Raw genomic sequence first — 19,288 nt, 5'->3', positions numbered from 1 at the left:
CGCCACGGCTCGGCCCGATGGACGATCAGCGTGGGGTGCGGTCGGCGAGCAGGTTGAGCCGGTGGGCGAGGGCGGCGGCCTCCACCCGGTTGGTGACGTCCAGTTTGGCGATGATCCGCGAGACGTGCACGCTGGCCGTCTTCGGGGAGATGAAGAGCTGCTCGGCGATCCGGCTGTTGCTGTGCCCCTCGGCGACCAACCGCAGCACCTCCCGCTCCCGGTCGGTGAGCAGGTCCGCACCGGGCCGGCCGCGGGCCGCGCCGCGCAGCCCGACCCGGCGCGCCAGCGTGGCGGCCTGCTCGGCGAGCGGTTTCGCGCCGAGGGCGTCGGCCAGCGCCGCCGCCTCCTGCACCGCGGCGGCCACCTCGTCCCGCTCCCCCGCCAGGGCCGCCGCCTCGGCCAGCGACAGCAACGCCCGGCCGAGGGGGTACGGCTGGCCGTCGGTCCGCCAGGCCGCGACGGCGGCCCGCCAGGCGGCCAGCGGGTCGGGCCCGGCCACCACGGTGGCGCTGACCTGGGCGGCGTACGCCCGCTCCGCCGGGAAGCGGACCGGCACCGTCGCCGCCAGCGCGGTGACCCGGGCCGCGAGCCCGGCGTCGTCCAGCTCCCGGGCGGCCCGGGCCGCGACGCCCAGCAACGGCCAGGCGTACCGGGGGTAGGTCGGAAGCGTGTCGTCGGCCAGCGCCGCCTCGGCCGCGCGCCGCAGCTCGGCCCGGTCGTCGGCCGCCAGGGCCGCCTCCACCCGCAGCTCGTCCACCGGCAGCCGCAGGTGCGGGTGCAGGTAGGGCCGGGTGAGGAAGCTCAGCGCCCGGACGACCGCCTCGTCCGCGCCGGGATCGCCCTTCGCCAACCGCAGCCCGGCCCGCAGCTGGAGCCAGTGCAGCCCCGCGACGCCGGGCGGGTCGATCCGGGCCGCGTCGGCGCAGACCCGTTCGGCCTCCGCCCACCGGCCCAGGGCCAGCAGCGCCTCGGCCCGGTTGGAGAGCAGGTACGCGCCGGTGGAGCGGCTGATGCCGACCCGGCGCGCCTCGGCCACGCCGTCGGCGGCGGCCTGGGCGGACTCCTCGTAGCGGCCCAGCTCGAAGAGCACGTCGGAGATGTAGACCAGCGCGCTGACCAGCGTCGGGACGTCGTCGGTGGCGCGGGCCACCGCCTCGGCGCGGCGGATCTCGGCCAGCCCGAGGTCGGCGGAGTCGTTGCGGTGACACAGCACGGCCAGCTGGACCGGCAGCAGCGCGGTGTCCACCTCGGCGGCCTCCGCCGCGGCCAGTACGTCGGTGGCGATCCGGACGCCGTCCACCGGGTCGATCCGGGCCAGCTGGGAGGCGACGGCGGCGAGCAGCTCCAGCCGCTGCGGCCCGTCCGGCACCCCGGACACCAGCCGGTACGCCTCGGCCAGCTCGGCGGCGCCGTCGCTCTTGCCGAGCATGGACAGCATCCGACCCAGCCGGTCGAGCAGCCGGGCGGCACGCAGCGGCTCGGCCGCGGAGTCGACCTCGGCCAGCGCGGCCCGGGCGAGGGTGAGCGCGCGCTGGTAGTCACCGGCGGTGACGGTCGCGTCGAGCGTCTCCTCCAGCACCGCGAGGTGATCCATGTCGAGCCGGTCGGCGGCGTCGGGCACCAGCTCCCACAGCTCGAGCACCCGCTCCAGCAGCCGGCTCTGCTCCGCGTACGCGTACCGCTCGGCGGCCGCGCGGGCCGCGGCGCGGGCGGTGACCAGGGCGCGCGGGTGGTCGTGCGCGGCGTACCAGTGGTGGGCGAGCTCGGCCGGGGCGCGGCCGGCGACGACGAGGTGCGGCTGGGCCTCGATGGCGGCGGCGAACCGGGCGTGCAGCCGGGCGTGCTCGCCGGGGAGCAGCTCGTCGTGCACGGCCTCCCGGACCAGCGCGTGCCGGAACTCGTAGTCGCCCTCGGGGTCGGCCACCACCAGTTGGGCGGCGACGGCGGCGCGCAGCGCGTCCTCCAGCTCCGCCTCGGGCAGCCCGGCGACCTCGGCGAGCAGCTGGTGGGCGAAGCGGGTGCCGCCGGCGGCGGCGATCCGCAGCACCCGCTGGGCCGGGTCCGGCAGCCGGTCGACCCGGGCGAGCAGCAGGTCGCGCAGGGTGTCCGGCAGGGTCGCGCAGCCGATCGGGTCGCCGGCCGCGGCCAGCTCCTCGATGAAGAACGGGTTGCCCTGGGTGCGGTCGTGGATGTCGTCGACCGCGCGGGCGGCCGGCTCGGCGCCGAGCAGGTCGGCGAGGATCGCGCCGGTGCCGTCCCGGTCCAGCCGGGCCAGCTCGATGCGCTCGACCTCGCGGGCGCGGTCCAGCTCGGCGAGGAAGGGGCGCAGCGGGTGGCCGCGCTGCAGCTCGTCGGTGCGGTAGGTGCAGACCAGCAGCAGCCGGCCGGGGCGGGCGGCCCGGACCAGGAAGCCGATCAGGTCGCGGGTCGACCGGTCGGCCCAGTGCAGGTCCTCGATCACCAGCAGCAGCGGCCGGGCGTCGGCGAGCCGCTGGAACAGCTCGGCCACCAGGTCGAAGAGGTAGCCGCGCGGGGCGTCGGAGAGCGGTAGAGGCGCCGGCGCGCCGACGACCGCCGGCACCCGGGCCAGCTCCGGCAGCAGCCGGGCGAACTCGGCCTCGTAGCCGGCGAAGACCTCGGCGCCGTCGCTGCGCAGCACCTCGCGCAGCGCGGCGGCGAACGGGGCGAAGGGCAGCCCGGCCTCGCCGAGTTCGAGGCACTGGCCGACCAGCGGCCGGGCGCCGGCGTCGACGGCCAGCCGGCGGAACTCCTCCATCAACCGGGTCTTGCCCACCCCGGCCTCACCGCCGACCAGCACGGTGGTGGCCTCTCCGGCGCGGGCCCGGCCGAGCGCGTCGCGCAGCGCGGCCAGCTCGGGCTGGCGGCCGACGAGGACGGTGCTGGCGGCGCGTGCGGTCACGGCACCGAGCATGCCATGGACCGCGCCCGCGCCGTTTCCGTCGATCGGCCGGCCGCCGGCCCCCGGGCCACCGCGCTCGGCCGGGCCGACGACGGTGACGGCCGGCGGCTGGCCGCGGTCGGCCGGCCCGGTTGGCGTCGCGGCGGCGGCCGGGCCGGCGGTCCCCGCCGGAGCGGGGGCGCTCACCGTGGCGAGGGCGCTCACCGGCGGGCGTCGGTACGGCCGACCTGACGACGGCGGCCGAGCCAGCCGCGCATTCCGGAGCGCGGCACCGACCGGGCGAGCCGGTCGGCGGCGGCGTCGGCGCGCAGCTCGGCGGCGTGGGTGCGGTGCAGGGAGAGCAGGAAGTCTGCGTCGTTGCCGAACATGTCTGGCTCCTGTCGTGCGATGGGGTCAACTTCTGACGTTGACTCTTCGCCCGAAGGTGGCGCCGGGGCATGGGGACGACGCCTCATCCTCGGCCGTCACCCCCTCCTTACCGGCCCCTTACCGACCGCTCGGCGGCCGTAAGGTACTCAGCCGGCCGCTACCCCGGGCGCGGATCACCTCCGTCGAGCGCCGCCCACTAGACTTGGCCGCATGGCAAAGCCCCAGGAGAAGGTCTCGTTCGGCCAGCGGCTGAAGCAGATCGGGATGGTGTTCAAGTTCACCGCCAAGCAGGACCGGTGGTTCGCGCCACTGGCCGCCGGCGCGGTGCTGATCCCGCTCGCGCTCACCGTGGTCGCGGTGATCCTCTGGAGCTGGATCTGGCTGCCGATCGGCATCCTGTTGACCCTGCTCGCCGTGCTGATCGTGCTCAACCTGCGGTCCAACAAGGCGATGATGAACGCCGCCGAGGGGCAGCCCGGCGCGGCGGCGCAGATCATGGAGAGCATGCGGGGTGACTGGCGGGTGACCCCCGCGGTCAGCTCCACCACCCAGATGGACATGGTCCACCTGGTCATCGGCCGGCCGGGCGTGATCCTGCTGGCCGAGGGGAACCCGCAGCGGGTCCGCGGGCTGCTCGGCCAGGAGAAGCGCCGGCTGGCCAAGGTCATCGGCAACGCCCCGCTGCACGACTACGTGATCGGGCAGGAGGAGGGCGAGCTGCCGATCCGAAAGCTGCGGATGACGCTGATGCGGCTGCCCCGCAGCCTCAGCGGCAAGGACGTCAACTCGCTCGACAAGCGGCTCAAGGCGCTCACCGCCCGGCCGCAGCTGCCCAAGGGCGCGATCCCGAAGAACATGCGGCCCGCGCGCGGCGCGTTCCGCCAGACCCGGGGCCGCTGACCCCGGTCGTACGTCGTGCGAGAGCCGGGCCCAATCGGGCCCGGCTCTCGCCGTCTCCGCCGCGACGAAGGCGTCCCCGAGGGCTCGGGCACCGCACTGACCGGCGCGGCGGGCGGCGGCCCGTCGCGGTGGAGCGAGGCGCGGTCAGGCGCGGGCGGGAGCGGCGGTGACGACCGAGCCGGTGAGCCGGTCGTGCAGGCCCCGGCGGTGCTCGTCCATGATCAGGGCGGGCACGACCAGGGCGAGCAGCACGCCGCGCAGCAGCCCCCGGGCCAGCCCGATCCGGCCGCCGTCGAGCCAGGCGACGCAGCGGATCCGGGTGATGTACATGCCCGGCGTCTGAGCGAACAGGCCGAGGAAGATGGCGTACTCGAGGACCAGCACCAGCACCGGGGCCCAACCGTCGCGGACCGGGTCGGCGAAGAAGTTGGCCACCAGGATGCAGAGCACCCAGTCGATCACCAGAGCCCCGAACCGCCGGCCCAGGCTGGGCGTGGTGAAGGCGGGGTCGGTGGCGGGCGGAACCGGGTGCTGATCACGCGGGTTGGTCACAGCGGTCAAGGGTATCCAGGGGGTCCGAGGACGGGCGGGCCGGCCGTCTCGACCTGGCGCGCCAATTCAGACGAATAGCAATATTCGTCATTAGAATGGCACAGGCCGACGCCGCCGCCAGGCCGGCCTGCGGCCCGGGAGCAGTACCAATGACGCTCCGCGAGGGACGTAACACGGCAGAAACATAGGAGACACGGCCGGGCAACCGCCTGGTCATAGCGTCGCCAACAGCCCAGCCACCCAGTGGACGTGCCAGGAGGACGTGTGTTCGCCAATCCCGAGGAACTGCTGCGATACCTCAAGAACGAGGACGTGAAGTTCGTCGACGTACGTTTCTGTGACCTGCCCGGCGTGATGCAGCACTTCAACATGCCGGTGGAGTCCGTCGACGACGATCTCCTCACCGAGGGCCTCGCCTTCGACGGCTCGTCGATCCGCGGGTTCCAGGCGATCCACGAGTCGGACATGCTCCTGCTCCCGGATGTCGCCACCGCGTTCATCGACCCGTTCCGGGCGCAGAAGACGCTCGCGCTCAACTTCTTCATCCACGACCCGTTCACCCGCGAGGCCTACACCCGCGACCCGCGCAACGTCGCCAAGAAGGCCGAGGCCTACCTCGCCGCCAGCGGCATCGCGGACACCGCCTACTTCGGGGCCGAGGCCGAGTTCTACATCTTCGACTCGATCCGCCACGAGACCTCCGCGAACCAGGCGTTCTACTACATCGACTCGATCGAGGGCGCGTGGAACACCGGCCGTGAGGAGGAGGGCGGCAACCGCGGCTACAAGACCGCGTACAAGGGCGGCTACTTCCCGGTGCCGCCGGTCGACCACTACGCCGACCTGCGCGACAGCATCGTGCGCCGGCTGGTCGACAGCGGTTTCAGCGTGGAGCGCTCGCACCACGAGGTGGGCACCGCCGGCCAGGCCGAGATCAACTACAAGTTCTCCACCCTGCTGCACGCCGGTGACCAGCTCCAGCTCTTCAAATACATCGTGAAGAACGAGGCCTGGGCCAACGGCAAGACCGCGACCTTCATGCCGAAGCCGCTCTTCGGCGACAACGGCTCCGGCATGCACACCCACCAGAGCCTCTGGCTGAACGGCGAGCCGCTCTTCTACGACGAGACCGGCTACGCCGGCCTGTCGGACACCGCCCGCTGGTACATCGGTGGTCTGCTGCACCACGCCCCGTCGCTGCTGGCCTTCACCAACCCGACGATCAACTCGTACCGCCGGCTGGTGCCGGGCTTCGAGGCGCCGGTCAACCTGGTCTACTCGCAGCGCAACCGCTCCGCCTGCACCCGCATCCCGGTGACCGGCAGCAACCCGAAGGCCAAGCGCGTCGAGTTCCGGGTGCCGGACCCGTCGGCCAACGTCTACCTCGCCTTCTCGGCGATGATGATGGCCGGTCTGGACGGCATCAAGAGCAAGATCGAGCCGCCGGCGCCGATCGACAAGGACCTCTACGACCTCCCGCCGGAGGAGTGGGGCGACGTCAAGCAGGTGCCGGGCTCGCTGCCGGCCGTACTCGACGCGCTCGAGGACGACCACGACTACCTTCTCGACGGCGGCGTCTTCACGCCGGACCTGATCTCCACCTGGGTCGACTACAAGCGGACCAACGAGGTCGACCCGGTGCGCCTGCGCCCGACCCCGCACGAGTTCGCCATGTACTACGACTGCTGAGCACCCACTCCATCCCGGCCCGGCCACTTTTCCGCCCGTGGCGTTATAACGCCCCCCGACATACCTTCGCGTCCGATATATTTCACGGCGTGGACACACCGCTGCGCGAACCGACCTTCCTGATCCTCACCGCGCTCGCCGCCGCGCCGATGCACGGCTACGGCGTGATCCGGGAGGTGGCGACCCTCTCCGACGGCCGCGTCTCGCTGCGTCCGGGCACCCTCTACGGGGCGCTCGACCGGCTGGTCGACGCCGGCCTGGTGGACGTCGACCGGGAGGAGGTGGTCGACGGCCGGCTGCGCCGCTACTACCGCCTCTCCCCCACCGGCGACGCCACGCTCACCGCCGAGACCGAACGGCTGCGCCGCAACGTCGAGGCGGCCACCGCCCGGCTGCGCGAACGCTCCCGCGCCGCCCGCCCCGCCGCGCCGCGCACCGCCGGAGGGCTGGCATGAGCGACCTGGAGCGGCGCTACCTCCACCTGCTACGCGCCTACCCGGCCGACTACCGCCGCGCCCGGGGCGCGGAGATCGTCGGGACGTACCTCGACCTGGCCGCACCGGGCCGGCGTTGGCCCTCGCCCGCCGACGCCGCCGACCTCGTGCGCGGCGGCCTCCGCCAGCGCCTGCGCGCCACCGGTGCCACCGACCTGGCCCCGGGGGTACGCCTCGCGGCGTTACTCGCGTTCCTCACCGCCACCTCGCTGGCCGCGGCCTGGTCGCTGTTGGAACTGCGACCCGCGCCGGCGGGCTTCGGGGAGCCCGCCGCCGGGCCGTTCGTCTCACTCGGCATCGGGGCGTGGACCGCCTGGCTGTTCGCCGCGGTGGTGCACGCCCTGACCCCCGGCCGCTGGGCGCGCTGCGCCGTCGCGCTCGCCCTGCTCCTCACCCTCGCCCTCGTCCCCGCCGCGCCGCTCGTCGGCCTGCCACGCCCGCCGCTGTTCGTCCTGCTTCCGCAGGTCGCGTTGGGCCTGGTCGCGCTCGGCCTGCCGGACGCGCTGCCGGCGCCGCTGCGGCCGGCGCCACTGATCGCCGTCGGCGTCGTCGTCGCCGCGGGGACCAATCTGCAGCTGCTGCCCCCGGGGACCTTCGGCGGGAGCTACTACGTCTGGACGGCGGTGCCGCTGCTACCGGATGCCGCCGTCGCGCTGCTCGCGGTGGCGCTGCTGCTCGCGGCCGGGCTCGCCCTGCGCGCCGACCACCGCGGCGTCTGGGCGACGCTGATCCTGCTCACCCCCATCGGCCTGCTCGCGCTGCAGCCGCTGGCCGGAGCGCTGGACGGGGTTGGCATGACCGTCGCGGTCTGGTCCGAGCTGGCCGTGACGGCCGTGCTGATCGGGGTGGTCGGCCCCGCGCTGCTGGCGTTGGCGCTCGCCCTCCGCCCCCGCCCAACCCGCCCCCACCGCCCCACCCCCTGCCCCACCTGCGGCGCCCCCCGCTGACCAACCCCATCGACCGCCTTGATCATGGGTTTCACGGCGTTGTCGATTTCCGATTCCGCCGTGAACCTCATGATCAACGGGACGGGGCTAGGGGGTGGGAGTGGGCGTGCGGGGTGCGCGTAGACGGCGGATGACGGTCAGGGTCAGGAGGGTGAGGAGCAGGGCGGTCATCACGATCGCGCCGGGGGCCTTGGTGAAGCGGGCCAGGTTGGTGCCGTCCGGCAGGGTGAGGCACGACGCGACCGCGCAGGGCAGCACGAACCAGGTGGTCCGGGTCGCCGCGACCGCGAGCAGCGCCAGCGGCCAGGTGGCGTACCAGGGGTGGAAGACCGGGGCCAGCACGACCGTGGCGGCCAGGGCCAGCCCGCCGCCGAGCAGGGTCACCCGTGGGCGGGCCGCCGCCAGCCGGGCCACCCGCTGCCGGGCGTCGTTGAGCCGGCGCAGCGTCATCCAGGCCCGCCACCAGATCACCGCCAGCACCGCCACGAGCAGCAGCAGCGCCACCACCCGGGCCACCGGGACCGCGTCGGGTTTGCGGCCGAGCAGCGCCCCGGCGTAGTCGACGACGAAACCGACCGCGGTCGGCGGGGAGGTCCACTGCTCGGAGTCCCCGCTGTGGGTCAGCCCGCCGACCCAACCCAGACCGAGGCCGGAGACGAGCGAGGTGCCCAGCAGCGCGGCGAGCACCCCGCCGGCGAGCCACCCGCCGTCGCGCAGCAACGCCCGTACGGTGTAGCGGCCGAGCACCGCCGCCAGCGCGGCGAACGGGAGCACCACCACCGCGCTCGCCTTCACCGCGACCGCCAGCCCGAGCAGCACCCCGGCGACCACCAGCCCCCGGGGCCGGCCCGGAAAGCGGACCAGCACCAGCAGGCCGAGCAGGAGCAGCCCGAGCATCACCGCGTCGTTGTGCGCGCCGGCCACCAGGTGCACGCCGACCAGTGGGCAGGCCAGCAGCAGCCAGGCCGCCCGCCGGGTCGGTACGCCGGCGGCCCGAGCCAGCCCGGGCAGGCAGAGCGCGGCCAGCAGCACCCCGCCCACGGCGACCAGCCGCAGCAGCACGACGGTGCCGGTCAAGCCGCCGCCGAGCAGCACCGCCAGCGCGGCGAGCAGCACGAAGAGCGGACCGTACGGGGCCGGGGTGTCCTGCCAGATCGAGGGCACCGTGTCCAGCCACGGACAGTCCGCCTCGGCCACCCCGGTCGCGTACGGGTCGACGCCGTGCGCGTACGCCCAGCCCTGGCAGGCGTACGAGTAGACGTCCCGGCTGCCCAGCGGCGCGGTGATCAGCAGCGGCAGCGCCCAAAGCCCTGCGGTGCGGTAGACCCAACCGGTCGACGGCGCGTCCCGGCGCAGCGACCACCAGGCGCCGACCAGCAGCCCGGTGCCGAGCAGCCACGCCCCGAGGATCAGCGGCCCGTGCCGCCCCTGCCAGATGCTGACCGGGGTGGTCCCCAGCGGGGAGGCGGGAAGCGCGCCACCCAGGTAGCCGGCGACCCCGAGCAGCACCGCGCCGGCCAGACCGGCGTAGCGCGCCAGCCGTGCCCGGGCACCGTCGGCCGCCACGGGCGGGTCGGGTCGGGCGGCCGGGGCGGGCCGTGCGCCGGGTCCGGTCACCGGCGACGACCTCCTCAGTCCGTGCCCGCGTCGGCGGCGACCGGCCGGCGGGCCGCCCGAGCCGACCGTACCAAGCGGACCAGCAGCACGATCACCAACAGCGTCATCAGCGGCGCACCGACGGTCTTGGTGTATCGGGGCAGGCCGGTGCCGTCCGCGAGGACCAGGAACGACGAGACCAGCGCGACCAGCGCGACCCACCGGGTGCGCAGCGTGGTCGCCGCGAGCACCGTCAGCGGCCAGGTCCAGTACCAGGGGTGGAAAAGCGGGGCCAGCGCGACCGTGGCGGCCAGGGCCAGGCCGGCGTACCGCAGCGGATCACGGGTGCGGGCCCGCCACCAGAGCCAGACCAGCAGCACGGCGAGCACCGCCATGCCGATGCCCCGGGTCACCGGCAGCGGATCGCCGTGCCAGCCGAACGGCAGCGCCAGGTAGCCGACGGTCTGCCCGAGGGCGGTCGACGGTGAGGTCCAGGCGACCACCAGGCCGCCCTGTTCCAGCCCGCTGATCCAGCCGAAGTCGAGCCCGGCGGCGAAGGTCACCGCCACGATCACGCCGAGGGCGCCGCCGACCACCCAACCGCCGTAGCGCAGCAGCGCCCGGATCGAGTAGCCGCCGACGATCGCGGCCAGCGCGGCGAACGGCACCACGACCAGCGCGGTCACCTTGATCGCGGCGGCCAGACCGAGCAGCACACCCCCGCCGAGCAGCGGGCCGGGGCGGCCCGGCCCGGCCGCCACCACGGCCAGGCCGGCCACCAGCAGCCCGACCATCAGCGCGTCGTTGTGCGCACCGGAGACCAGGTGCACCGCCACCAGCGGGGAGGCCAGCGCCAGCCAGAGCGCCCGGCCGGCCGGCACGCCGCAGCGCCGGGCGAGCACCGGCAGGCACGCCGCGGTCAGCGCCACCCCGACCACCGCGATCAGCCGGAAGAGCGCGATGCTGCCGATCAGCGAGCCGGTCGCCGACACCACCGCGCCGGAGAGCACCACGAAGAGCGGCCCGTACGGGGCCGGGGTGTCCCGCCAGATGAACGACATGCTGTCCAGCCAGGGGCACGGCAGCGCGGAGACGCCCTGCTCGTACGGGTTGATCCCGCCCGCGTAGCTGGCCCCCTGGCAGGCGTACGCGTAGACGTCCCGGCTGCCCAGCGGCGGCGCGAACAGCAGCGGCAGCAGCCAGAGCGCGACGGTGACCAAGACCCACCGGGCGGAGAGTTCGGCCTCTCGCAGCGACCACCAGGCGTACGCCAGCAGGCCGGTGCCGACCAGCCAGCAGGCGAGGATCAGCGGGCCGTTCGGGCCCTGCCAGATGCTGACCGGGGTGGGGCGCAGGTTGCCGTCGGGCAGCGCTCCGCCGAGGACGGCGGCCACGGCGAGCAGCGCCGCTCCCGCCAGGCCGGTCCAGCGCGCGAGGTGGTGAGGCACGCCGGACATGCTGCCAGTACGGCGGTCGGGTTCCGGAGGTGGGCACCGGCGACGAGCCGGCGCGGCTTCAGTTGGACCGGCAGTGCCCGGTCGGGAACAGGCTGCTGGTGACGGTGTAACTGCCGGCGGCGGTGGCCCGCACGGTGGCCCAGCCGTCCGGGCCCGCAGCGAGGCAGCCCGGCCCGCCGCGCAGGGACAGCCAGCGGGACCAGCGCACCCGGACCAGCACGTCGCCCGGCGCGTCGACGGTGAAGCGGACACCCTCGCCGGTCGACTCGACCAGGCGGGCCGGCGGGGAGACCAGCGGCGCCGGGTCGAGCACCTGGTAGAGCCGCCAGCCTCTGGGTTGGGCGACCTCCCGCAGGTAGGGCTGCCCGGCCAGCACGAGCGCCGCCTCGCCCTGCGCGTACCGGTCCGGCGGCGTCTCCGCCGCCACCGCCACGAAGCTGACCGCGTTGCGGCGCAGCCACTCCCGGTAGTCCTCGGCGCTCGGTCCCGAGCCGTAGAAGAGCGGGTTGCGCTCCACGTCGACCTGCCGCTCCCAGCCACGGGCCAGCGGCACCGCCGCCGCCACGTACGCGCTCTCCCAGTGGTCACGCAGCGGCACCACCTCGACCCGCCCGACCGGCGCCCGCCGGCCCAGCTCGTCGAGCAGCGGCTGGTAGAACGCCGCGTGCACCGGCGCGGACCCCGACCGGGCCAGGTCGCTGGTCATCACCGGCGACTGCCACCACACCAGTACGGCGAGCAGGGCGGCCAGCCACCGGGTGCCGAGCGTCACGAACGCCGCGACGATCGGCAGCGCGAAGAGCATCGGCAGGCGCAGCGCGTTCGAGCCGATCGGACTGGGCACGTAGTAGGCGGCCACGAGGAGCAGCGCGGTGAGCCCCGCGCCGACCCGCAGCACCCGGACCGGCACCAGCGCGAGCACCACCACCGCCAGCGCGACGTTGATCCGCATGGACTCGGCGGTGAACGGCTGTCGACCTCCGTTGCCGAAGAGCAGCGCCATCGGCGCGATCGCCAGCACCGGGGCCAGGCAGAGCACCAGGCTCTCCGCCCTCGGCCGGGGACGCGGCCCCCACCCCTGTCGCCAGGCGTCGGTGAGCAGCATCGCTCCCCCGGCCAGGCCGGTGAAGAGGCCGGCCACCGGGCTGCCCCAGGTGGCGAGCACCGCCAGCGCCCCGGCCAGCACCAGGCGAGCCCACCGCGGCGGACGGGCGGCGCTGACGGCGCAGAGCGCGAGCAGACCCAGGGTCAGGCCGACGGCGAAGGTGATCCGCCCGCTGGCCAGGTTCCCCACCAGCACCACGGCGCCCAGCAACCCGCCGAGCAGCGGCCGACGGGCGCCGCCGCGCAGCAGCAGCCAGGCCAGCGCCACCGCGCCGACGACCGCCGCGATCGCACCGACCAGCCGTACGCCGAGCGCCGCGCCGAGCAGCTGGGTGTAGAGGCTGTAGCCGAACTGGGTGACCCCGCCGTACCAGGAGAAGTCGACCGGCGCGAGACCGTTCTCCTCGGCGAATCGGGCGCGGGCCACCTGCGCCGAGAGGTCGGTGCCCATCGGCGGCGCGAGCAGGAACGCACCGGCCAGCAGCACCGACGCGACGAGGGTGCCGAGCAGGGTGCGGCGGATGTCAGGCGTCGAAGACCCGTTCCATCGCCGCCCGGGATCGGCGAGCGGTCCGCAGGTACTCGTCGAGGAACTCGCCCGGGTCGTCGGCACCGAGCAGTCGTACCACGCCGGCCAGCTCCACCCCGTGCCGGGGCAGCTGGTCACCGGCCCGGCCGCGGACCAGCATCAGCGCGTTGCGGACCTGCGCGGCCAGCGACCAGCCGGCCGCCATCGCGTCGGCGTCCGCCGCGTCGAGCAGGCCGGCGTCCCGGGCCGCCGCGAGCGCGTCGAGGGTACGCGTGCCGCGCAGCGCCGGCACCGCGCCGGCGTGCCGGAGCTGGAGCAGCTGCACCGCCCACTCGACGTCGGCGAGCCCACCCCGGCCCAGCTTGGTGTGGGTGGCCGGGTCGGCGCCGCGGGGCAGCCGCTCGTTCTCCACCCGCGCTTTGATCCGGCGGATCTCCACGATCTGCTCGCGGGTCAACCCGTCGACGGGGTAGCGGACCGGGTCGACCATCGCCTCGAACTCGGCGCCCAGGTCGGCGTCGCCGCAGACGAAGCGGGCCCGCAGCAGCGCCTGCGCCTCCCACACCCGCGACCAGCGCGCGTAGTACTGGGCGTACGCGGCGAGGCTGCGCGCCAGCGGTCCCTGCCGGCCCTCGGGGCGCAGGTCGGCGTCGACGCCGAGCGGCGGATCGGGCGCCGGCACACCGAGCAGCCGGCGCAGCTCCTCGGCCACGCCGTGCGCGGCGGCGCTGGCCGCGCGCTCGTCCGTCCCCGCCGGGGCGTCGTAGACGAAGAGCACGTCGGCGTCGGAGAGATAGTTCGACTCGTATCCGCCGAGCCGACCCATCCCGATCACCGCGAACCGCAGGCCCGGCACCGTCGGCTGCGTGCCGCGGGCGGTCCGCAGCGCGGCGGCCAGGGTGGCGTCGGTGACGTCGGCCAGCGCGGTACCCACCGCGGTGACGTCGGCCAGGCCGGGGGCCCGTCTGCCGGCGCCGTCGGGGCGGGTCGGGGTCGGCGCCAGCGAGCCGGCCCGGCAGAGCAGGTCGGCGCACGCGATCCTGACCAGTTCCCGGCGGCGCAGGGCACGGATGGCCCGGGTCGCCTCGACCGGATCGGTGTGCCGGCCCGCCGCCGCCGAGAAGCCCTCGTGCAGCACTTCCCGGGGGCGGGGCGCCAACTCGCTCTCCTCGGCCAGCAGGCGCAGCGCCTCCGGCTCGCGGGCCAGCAGGTCGGTGGCGTACCGGGAGGAGGAGAGCACCCGGGCCAGCCGGCGGGCCACCGGACCCTCGTCCCGCAGCAGCCGCAGATACCAGGGGGTGCTGCCGAGCTTGTCGGAGACCTGCCGGTAGCTGAGCAGGCCGCGGTCCGGCTCCGGGGCGTCGGCGAACTCGCTGAGCAGCACCGGCAGCAGGGTGCGCTGGATCGCGGCGGTCCGGCTCACCCCGCCGGTGAGCGCCTCGAGGTGACGCAGCGCCCCGGCCGGGTCGCCGAAACCGAGGATCTCCAGCCGGTGCCGGGCGGCCTCCGGAGTGAGCCGCAGCCCGTCCGCCGGCACCCGGGCCACCGACTCCAGCAGCGGCCGGTAGAGCAGCTTCGCGTGCAGTCGGCGTACCTCGCTCGCGTGGGTGACCCACTCGGCGCGGAACTCCTCGACGGCGCTGCGCCCCGGCGTGGCCGCGTAGCCGAGCGCGGCGGCCAGCCAGCGCAGCCCGGCCGGCTCGTCCGGCACGGTGTGCGTCCGCCGCAGGCCCTGCAACTGCAGGCGGTGCTCGACCGTACGCAGGAACCGGTAGCCGCGCAGCAGCGCCTCACCGTCGGCCCGCCCCACGTAGCCGCCGGCGACCAGCGCGCCCAGCGCCGGGATGGTGCCCGGCACGCGCAGCGACTCGTCGACGCGCCCGTGCACCAGTTGCAGCAGCTGGACGGCGAACTCGATGTCACGCAGCCCGCCCGGGCCGCGCTTGATCTCGCGGTCCAGCTCCTTCGGCGGGATGTTGTCGATGATTCTCCGGCGCATCGCCCGGACGTCCTCGACGGCCTCCGGACGCTCGGCCGCCCGCCAGACCAGCGGGGCGAGCTGGTCGATCCACTCCTGGGCCAGCGCCAGGTCGCCGGCGGCCGGACGGGCCTTGAGCAGCGCCTGGAACTCCCAGGTCCGGGCCCAGCGACGGTAGTAGGCGAGGTGGCTGGCGAGGGTACGCACCAGCGGCCCGCGTTTGCCCTCCGGCCGGAGCGCGGCGTCCACCGGCCAGGCGACCAGCCCGCAGATGTGGATCAACCGGGTGGCGACCGTGGTGGCGGCGGTCAGATCGTCGTCCTCGGCGGCGACGAAAATCACGTCGACGTCGGAGACGTAGTTCAGCTCGTCACCGCCGCACTTGCCCATCGCCACCACGGCCAACCGGGGCCGGGGCGTACCCTCCGGCAGCTCCCCCACGGCGAGCTCGCACGCGGCGGCGAGGGTGGCGTCGGCCAGCGCCGAGAGCGCGGCCATGGTCTGCTCCAGCGCCCGGCCGCCGGTCAGGTCGGCCGCCGCGATGCGCAGCAGCGCCAACCGGTACGCCTGGCGCAGCGCGGCGACCGGGTTGCCGTCGCCGGCCGGCTCCAGCCGCCCGTCGGCGACCGGGGCGCATCCGTCCGGCCCGGTCCGCAGGACGCTCCACTGGTCCGGGTTGGCCACCAGGTGGTCGCCGAGCGCCGACGAGGCGCCGAGCACGGCCACCACGCGTCGGCGCAGCCCCGGGTCGGCGTGCAGCGCGTCCAGCAGCTCCGAACCGGCCCCGGCGCGGGCGCGGCGTTCGGCCTCGACGATGCGGTGCAGCTGGCGCAGGGCCAGATCCGGGTCCGCCGCCCGGGAGAGCGCGGCGAGCAACTCCGCCGCCCGCTCGTCCACCGGTTCTTGCGCGTCGAGCCGCCACAGGTCCAGCCCGTCCGGGCCGAGCAGGTCGGCGGCGCGGGCGCCGCCGTCACCCTGGCCGGTGCCGAAGCCGTACCGGGCGAGCCGCCCGGGTGCGCTGGTCGGCCGGCTCATCAGTGCCCGAGCAGCGGCAGGCTGCGGCGGGCCGCGCCGTCGTCCAGCTCGCCGAGGGCCAGCGCGGCGAACCGGGCGGCGAACGGCTGCCACACCTCCTCGACGTCGACCATCACCGCGGCGCAGGCGGCCACCACCGCCTCGGGGTCGTAGCCCAGCTCGGTCAGGAGGGTGGAGTCGGTGGCCCAGTCAGCGATCATCTCGGTGTCGCACTCGATGTGGAACTGAAGACCCCAGGCCCGGTCGCCGAGGCGGAACGCCTGGTGCGGGTAGCGGGTGGAGGCGGCCAGCAGGGTGGCGCCGTGCGGCAGCTCGGTGATCTCGTCGGAGTGCCACTGGAGCACGTCCGGGATCAGCGGCACGTAGCGGAAGAGCGGATCGGTCTCGGCGGCGTCGCGCCGGCCCACCACCGCGGGCCCCACCTCGGGCCCGGACGGGCTGCGCTCGACCTGACCGGCGTGCGCGGTGGCGAGCAGCTGCGCGCCGAGGCAGACGGCGAGGGTGGGCACCCGGTGCCGGACCGCCTTGCGCAGCAGCCCCTCGACGGCCGGGAACCAGGGGGCGTCGGGTGAGCCGTCCGCCCGCGGGTACGCCTGCTGCTCGCCGCCGAGCACCACGAGCGCCGCGTAACCCTCCAGGTCGGCGGGGAGCTCGTCCCCGGCGTGCGGACGCACCACCCACAGCTCAAGGCCGGCCTCGGTCAGCCACTCACCCAGCCGGCGCAGGTCGTCGGTCGGGTCGTTCTCGATCACCAGCGCGGTTGCCACGCCGTCGAGGCTAGCCGGTGGGTCGCCGGGGCACCGAACGGCTCCACCGGCGTGCTGCCACCGGTTCGCCGACGGGCCGCCGCCTCGCTCCCAGCGGTACGCCGCGGGTGACCGGCCGGCCCCGACTAGGCTCAGCCGCTGTGCCTCATCACCGCGCACCCGAGCAGCCCACCGTCGTCCGACCGCCGGTGCTGCGACCCGGCGACACGGTGATGCTGGTGTCGCCGTCCGGGCCGACCCGACCGGAGCGGGTGGCCCGCGGCGTCGAGCTGCTCACCGGGTGGGGGCTGCGCCCGGTGCTGGCTCCGCACGTGTACGCCCGGCACGGCTACCTGGCCGGCACCGACGAGCTGCGGGCGGCCGACCTGAACGCCGCATTCGCCGACCCGGAGGTACGCGGGGTGATCTGCACCCGGGGCGGCTACGGGGCGCAGCGGGTGGTGGACGCCGTCGACATGGCCGCCGTCCGGCGTGACCCGAAGGTGGTGGCCGGCTTCTCCGACATCACCGCGCTGCAGTTCGCGCTCTGGCGCGGGGCCCGGCTGGCCGGCGTGCACGGGCCCGGCGCGGCCTGGCTGGACGAGCGCACCCCGCTGCGCTCGGCCGAGTCGCTGCACGCCGCGCTGATGACCACCGAACCGGTGACCGTGGCCGCGGTCGCCGAGGAGGAGACCTTCGCGGTCCGCGTACCGGGCCGCGCCACCGGCCCGCTGCTCGGCGGCAACCTCTGCCTGCTCGCCGCCTCGCTCGGCACCCCGGACATGCCGGACCTGAGCGGGGCGGTGCTGCTGATCGAGGACGTGCAGGAGCCGCCGTACAAGGTGGACCGGATGCTCACCCAGCTGCGCCGGGCCGGCGCGCTGGACGGCCTTGCCGGGGTGGCCGTCGGGCAGTTCACCAACTGCGCGGACGGCTGGGAGGTCAACGTGGCCGACGTGCTCGGCGAGCGGCTCGGCGATCTTGGCGTCCCGGTCCTCGGCGGCCTGCCGATCGGCCACGGCGTCGGCCAGCTCACCGTCCCCGTCGGCACCGAAGCCACCCTCGACACCGACACCGGGACCCTCACCACCACCCCAGCCGTCCGCTGACCCCCCTTTCCCCGCCCCGCTCCCCCGGGCGGGCGGGTTGATCAAGAGCATTGCGTCAACGACGGCACGGATTTTGACGCGAACCTCTTGATCACCGGGGTCACGGGGTGAGCTGGGCGAGGTGGCCGGTTTCCAGGGCGACCCAGAGGGTGTTGTCGGAGGCCAGGGTGAGGCCGTGCGGCTCCGAGTTCGGCGTCGGGAGGTCGTAGGTCTCGATCCGGCCGGCGGAGTCGACGTGACCGATCCGGTTGGCGCCCCACTCGGTGTACCACGCCCCGCCGGCCGGGTCGGCCACGATCGCGTGCGGGCGGGCAGCCCGGTCCGGCAACGGAAACTCCTCCGCCCGGCCGTCCGGGCTGATCCGGCCCAACTGGCCGGCGGCGATCTCCACGAACCACAGAGCGCCGTCGACGCCCGCGGTGATGCCGACCGGGCCGGCGCCCTCGGTGGGCAGCGGGTGCACGGTGACCGAGCCGTCCAGGCCGACCCGGGCGATCGCGTTCGCCTGGTTGAGCGTGCACCAGAGCGCCGCGTCCGGCCCGACGGCGATCATCGAGGCGTACGCCCCGGTCACCGGCAACGCGAACGTGGTCACCGTCCCGTCGGTGTCGACCCGGCCGACGGCGTCCGCGCCCATCGCGGCGTACCAGAGCGCGCCGTCCGGGCCGGTGGTGATGCCGCACGGCGCGGTGCCCCCGGGCAGGGCCACCGCGCCCAACTCGCCGTCGGTGGTGATCCGGCCGATCCGGTCGTCGCCGGAGCGGGTGAACCAGAGCGCGCCGTCCGGGCCTGGCGTGATGATCAGGGGCCGGCTCTCCGGCGCTCCCAACGACCAGGTCCGTACGGCGCCCTCCGGACCGAGCCGGGCGATGCCGCCGGCGTGGACCAGCGTCAGCCACAGCGCGCCGTCCGGGCCGGTGGTGACGGCGTACGGGCCGGAGCCCGGATCGGTCAGCGGGATCTCCCGGATCGTGGGGTCGGTCACGAGACCTGCCTCTCCGTGGTCGGTCGACCGGCCAGCAGATGACGCGGACGGCGCTGAACGAGGCGACTCTGCCCACCCCGGAGCGCCGATGCAACCGGATTGTCCGGTCCCGGAGCCGGATTTCCAGCTGGCTGACAGCCTCGCCACGGGTCTCGCCCAGCCGGGCTGGTCACTGTCGGTGAGGTCATCGCATCACCAACCGAGGAGGAGAGCATGAACCGCACGATCAGGAAGAAGCACCTGCTGGCCGGGCTGGCGACGGCCGGCGTACTCGGCGTGGGGATCGCGGCGCCGACCATGGCCTTCGCCGCCGACGGCGGCGGCTCGACGCCGAGCGCCAGCGCCACCGAGAACGGCGACCGCCAGCAGCAGCGGGCCGACCGGCAGGCGGAGTTCGCCGACGCGCTCGCGAAGGAGCTCGGCGTCTCCACCGACAAGGTGACCGCGGCCCTGGAGAAGGTGCGCGAGCAGCAGAAGGCCGACCGGCCGGAGCGCCCGTCCACCGAGGACCAGCAGGCGCGGCTCAAGGAGCGGCTCGACCAGGCGGTCAAGGACGGCAAGCTCACCCAGGAGCAGGCCGACGCGATCACCAAGGCGGTGGAGGCCGGCGTCTTCCCGGGCCCCGGCATGCGCGGCGGCCACGGCGGCCACGGCGGACCCGCGGGTACGCCCGGCAAGTGACCAGCAGCCGGGGCCGGCGGGCACCGCGTCCACGCTGCGCGCCCGCCCCTGCTGCCGCTCGTTGATCGACTCCAGGTCGGCGAGATGGCGGTGTCCCGACCAGGCGGTTTCAAGCGGCTGTTGCAACGAGGTGCTTGTTGAGTGCTTCGGCTGGATTCTGCCAGTCGAGGGTTTGGCGGGGTCGTCCGTTGAGTTCG

Annotated in this window: 15 protein-coding genes; 6 read left to right on the top strand and 9 right to left on the bottom strand. The window is 75.0% G+C overall.

Going from position 1 to position 19,288, the window contains the following annotated elements; all coding sequences use genetic code 11:
* Nucleotides 1-25: 25 nt before the first annotated feature.
* Complete coding sequence (locus ACIBBA_RS22440) at nt 26-2,932, bottom strand: ATP-binding protein (RefSeq protein WP_396700018.1); 2,907 nt, start codon at nt 2,930-2,932, stop codon at nt 26-28.
* A 188-nt stretch (nt 2,933-3,120) separates the two neighbouring features.
* Nucleotides 3,121-3,288: a hypothetical protein gene (locus tag ACIBBA_RS22435; protein WP_350872180.1), complete on the bottom strand. Its 168-nt coding sequence runs from the start codon at nt 3,286-3,288 to the stop codon at nt 3,121-3,123.
* Between the two features lie 211 nt (nt 3,289-3,499).
* Between ACIBBA_RS22435 and ACIBBA_RS22430 the strand changes: the two genes are divergently transcribed.
* The gene (locus tag ACIBBA_RS22430) at nt 3,500-4,189 is read left to right on the top strand and encodes a DUF4191 domain-containing protein (RefSeq protein ID WP_357049886.1); all 690 of its coding nucleotides are present in this window, start codon (nt 3,500-3,502) and stop codon (nt 4,187-4,189) included.
* Between the two features lie 144 nt (nt 4,190-4,333).
* Here ACIBBA_RS22430 and ACIBBA_RS22425 read toward each other — a convergent pair whose 3' ends face one another.
* A complete protein-coding gene (locus ACIBBA_RS22425; RefSeq protein ID WP_396699927.1) occupies nt 4,334-4,741 on the bottom strand; it encodes an RDD family protein in 408 nt (135 codons plus the stop codon).
* 264 nt (nt 4,742-5,005) lie between these two features.
* On the opposite strand from ACIBBA_RS22425, the gene glnA reads away from it, so the two are divergent.
* The 3 genes from glnA to ACIBBA_RS22410 all read left to right on the top strand — a co-directional run bounded on the left by glnA (nt 5,006) and on the right by ACIBBA_RS22410 (nt 7,871).
* Nucleotides 5,006-6,430, top strand: a complete 1,425-nt coding sequence (gene glnA, locus ACIBBA_RS22420; RefSeq protein ID WP_396699926.1) for a type I glutamate--ammonia ligase — start codon at nt 5,006-5,008, stop codon at nt 6,428-6,430.
* 89 nt (nt 6,431-6,519) lie between these two features.
* Nucleotides 6,520-6,885: a PadR family transcriptional regulator gene (locus ACIBBA_RS22415; RefSeq protein ID WP_396699925.1), complete on the top strand. Its 366-nt coding sequence runs from the start codon at nt 6,520-6,522 to the stop codon at nt 6,883-6,885.
* Complete coding sequence (locus tag ACIBBA_RS22410; protein ID WP_396699924.1) at nt 6,882-7,871, top strand: hypothetical protein; 990 nt, start codon at nt 6,882-6,884, stop codon at nt 7,869-7,871. The genes ACIBBA_RS22415 and ACIBBA_RS22410 overlap by 4 nt, the downstream gene beginning before the upstream one ends.
* 87 nt (nt 7,872-7,958) lie before the next feature.
* Here ACIBBA_RS22410 and mptB (ACIBBA_RS22405) read toward each other — a convergent pair whose 3' ends face one another.
* From mptB (ACIBBA_RS22405) to ACIBBA_RS22385, 5 genes are all read right to left on the bottom strand, one after another.
* Nucleotides 7,959-9,488, bottom strand: coding sequence for a polyprenol phosphomannose-dependent alpha 1,6 mannosyltransferase MptB (gene mptB, locus ACIBBA_RS22405; protein WP_396699923.1), 1,530 nt, complete (start codon nt 9,486-9,488; stop codon nt 7,959-7,961).
* A gap of 14 nt (nt 9,489-9,502) precedes the next feature.
* Entirely contained in the window at nt 9,503-10,915 is a 1,413-nt protein-coding gene (gene mptB, locus ACIBBA_RS22400; RefSeq protein ID WP_396699922.1) for a polyprenol phosphomannose-dependent alpha 1,6 mannosyltransferase MptB, read from the bottom strand.
* Nucleotides 10,916-10,982: 67 nt separating this feature from the next.
* On the bottom strand, nt 10,983-12,641 hold the full coding sequence (locus ACIBBA_RS22395) for a hypothetical protein (RefSeq protein WP_396699921.1): 1,659 nt from the start codon (nt 12,639-12,641) through the stop codon (nt 10,983-10,985).
* Nucleotides 12,553-15,570 carry a bifunctional [glutamine synthetase] adenylyltransferase/[glutamine synthetase]-adenylyl-L-tyrosine phosphorylase gene (locus ACIBBA_RS22390; protein ID WP_396699920.1) on the bottom strand — a complete coding sequence of 1,006 codons (3,018 nt, stop codon included), beginning with the start codon at nt 15,568-15,570 and terminating at the stop codon, nt 12,553-12,555. Before ACIBBA_RS22390 ends, ACIBBA_RS22395 begins: the two co-directional genes overlap by 89 nt.
* A complete protein-coding gene (locus ACIBBA_RS22385) occupies nt 15,570-16,337 on the bottom strand; it encodes a type 1 glutamine amidotransferase (RefSeq protein ID WP_396699919.1) in 768 nt (255 codons plus the stop codon). The genes ACIBBA_RS22390 and ACIBBA_RS22385 overlap by 1 nt, the downstream gene beginning before the upstream one ends.
* Before the next feature lie 212 nt (nt 16,338-16,549).
* On the opposite strand from ACIBBA_RS22385, the gene ACIBBA_RS22380 reads away from it, so the two are divergent.
* Nucleotides 16,550-17,425 carry an LD-carboxypeptidase gene (locus ACIBBA_RS22380; RefSeq protein WP_396700017.1) on the top strand — a complete coding sequence of 292 codons (876 nt, stop codon included), beginning with the start codon at nt 16,550-16,552 and terminating at the stop codon, nt 17,423-17,425.
* A gap of 100 nt (nt 17,426-17,525) precedes the next feature.
* On the opposite strand, the gene ACIBBA_RS22375 is transcribed toward ACIBBA_RS22380, so the two are convergent.
* Nucleotides 17,526-18,410, bottom strand: coding sequence for a virginiamycin B lyase (locus tag ACIBBA_RS22375; RefSeq protein ID WP_396699918.1), 885 nt, complete (start codon nt 18,408-18,410; stop codon nt 17,526-17,528).
* 213 nt (nt 18,411-18,623) lie between these two features.
* Here ACIBBA_RS22375 and ACIBBA_RS22370 point away from each other — a divergent pair, with 213 nt between their 5' ends.
* Nucleotides 18,624-19,091: a hypothetical protein gene (locus ACIBBA_RS22370; RefSeq protein ID WP_396699917.1), complete on the top strand. Its 468-nt coding sequence runs from the start codon at nt 18,624-18,626 to the stop codon at nt 19,089-19,091.
* The last annotated feature ends 197 nt before the right edge of the window (nt 19,092-19,288 follow it).

The sequence above is a fragment of the Micromonospora sp. NPDC051006 genome (assembly GCF_044456245.1).
Lineage (GTDB): Bacteria > Actinomycetota > Actinomycetes > Mycobacteriales > Micromonosporaceae > Micromonospora.
Note: the sequence above shows the minus strand (reverse complement) of the source record. Positions and strands in the feature narration are given on the sequence as shown.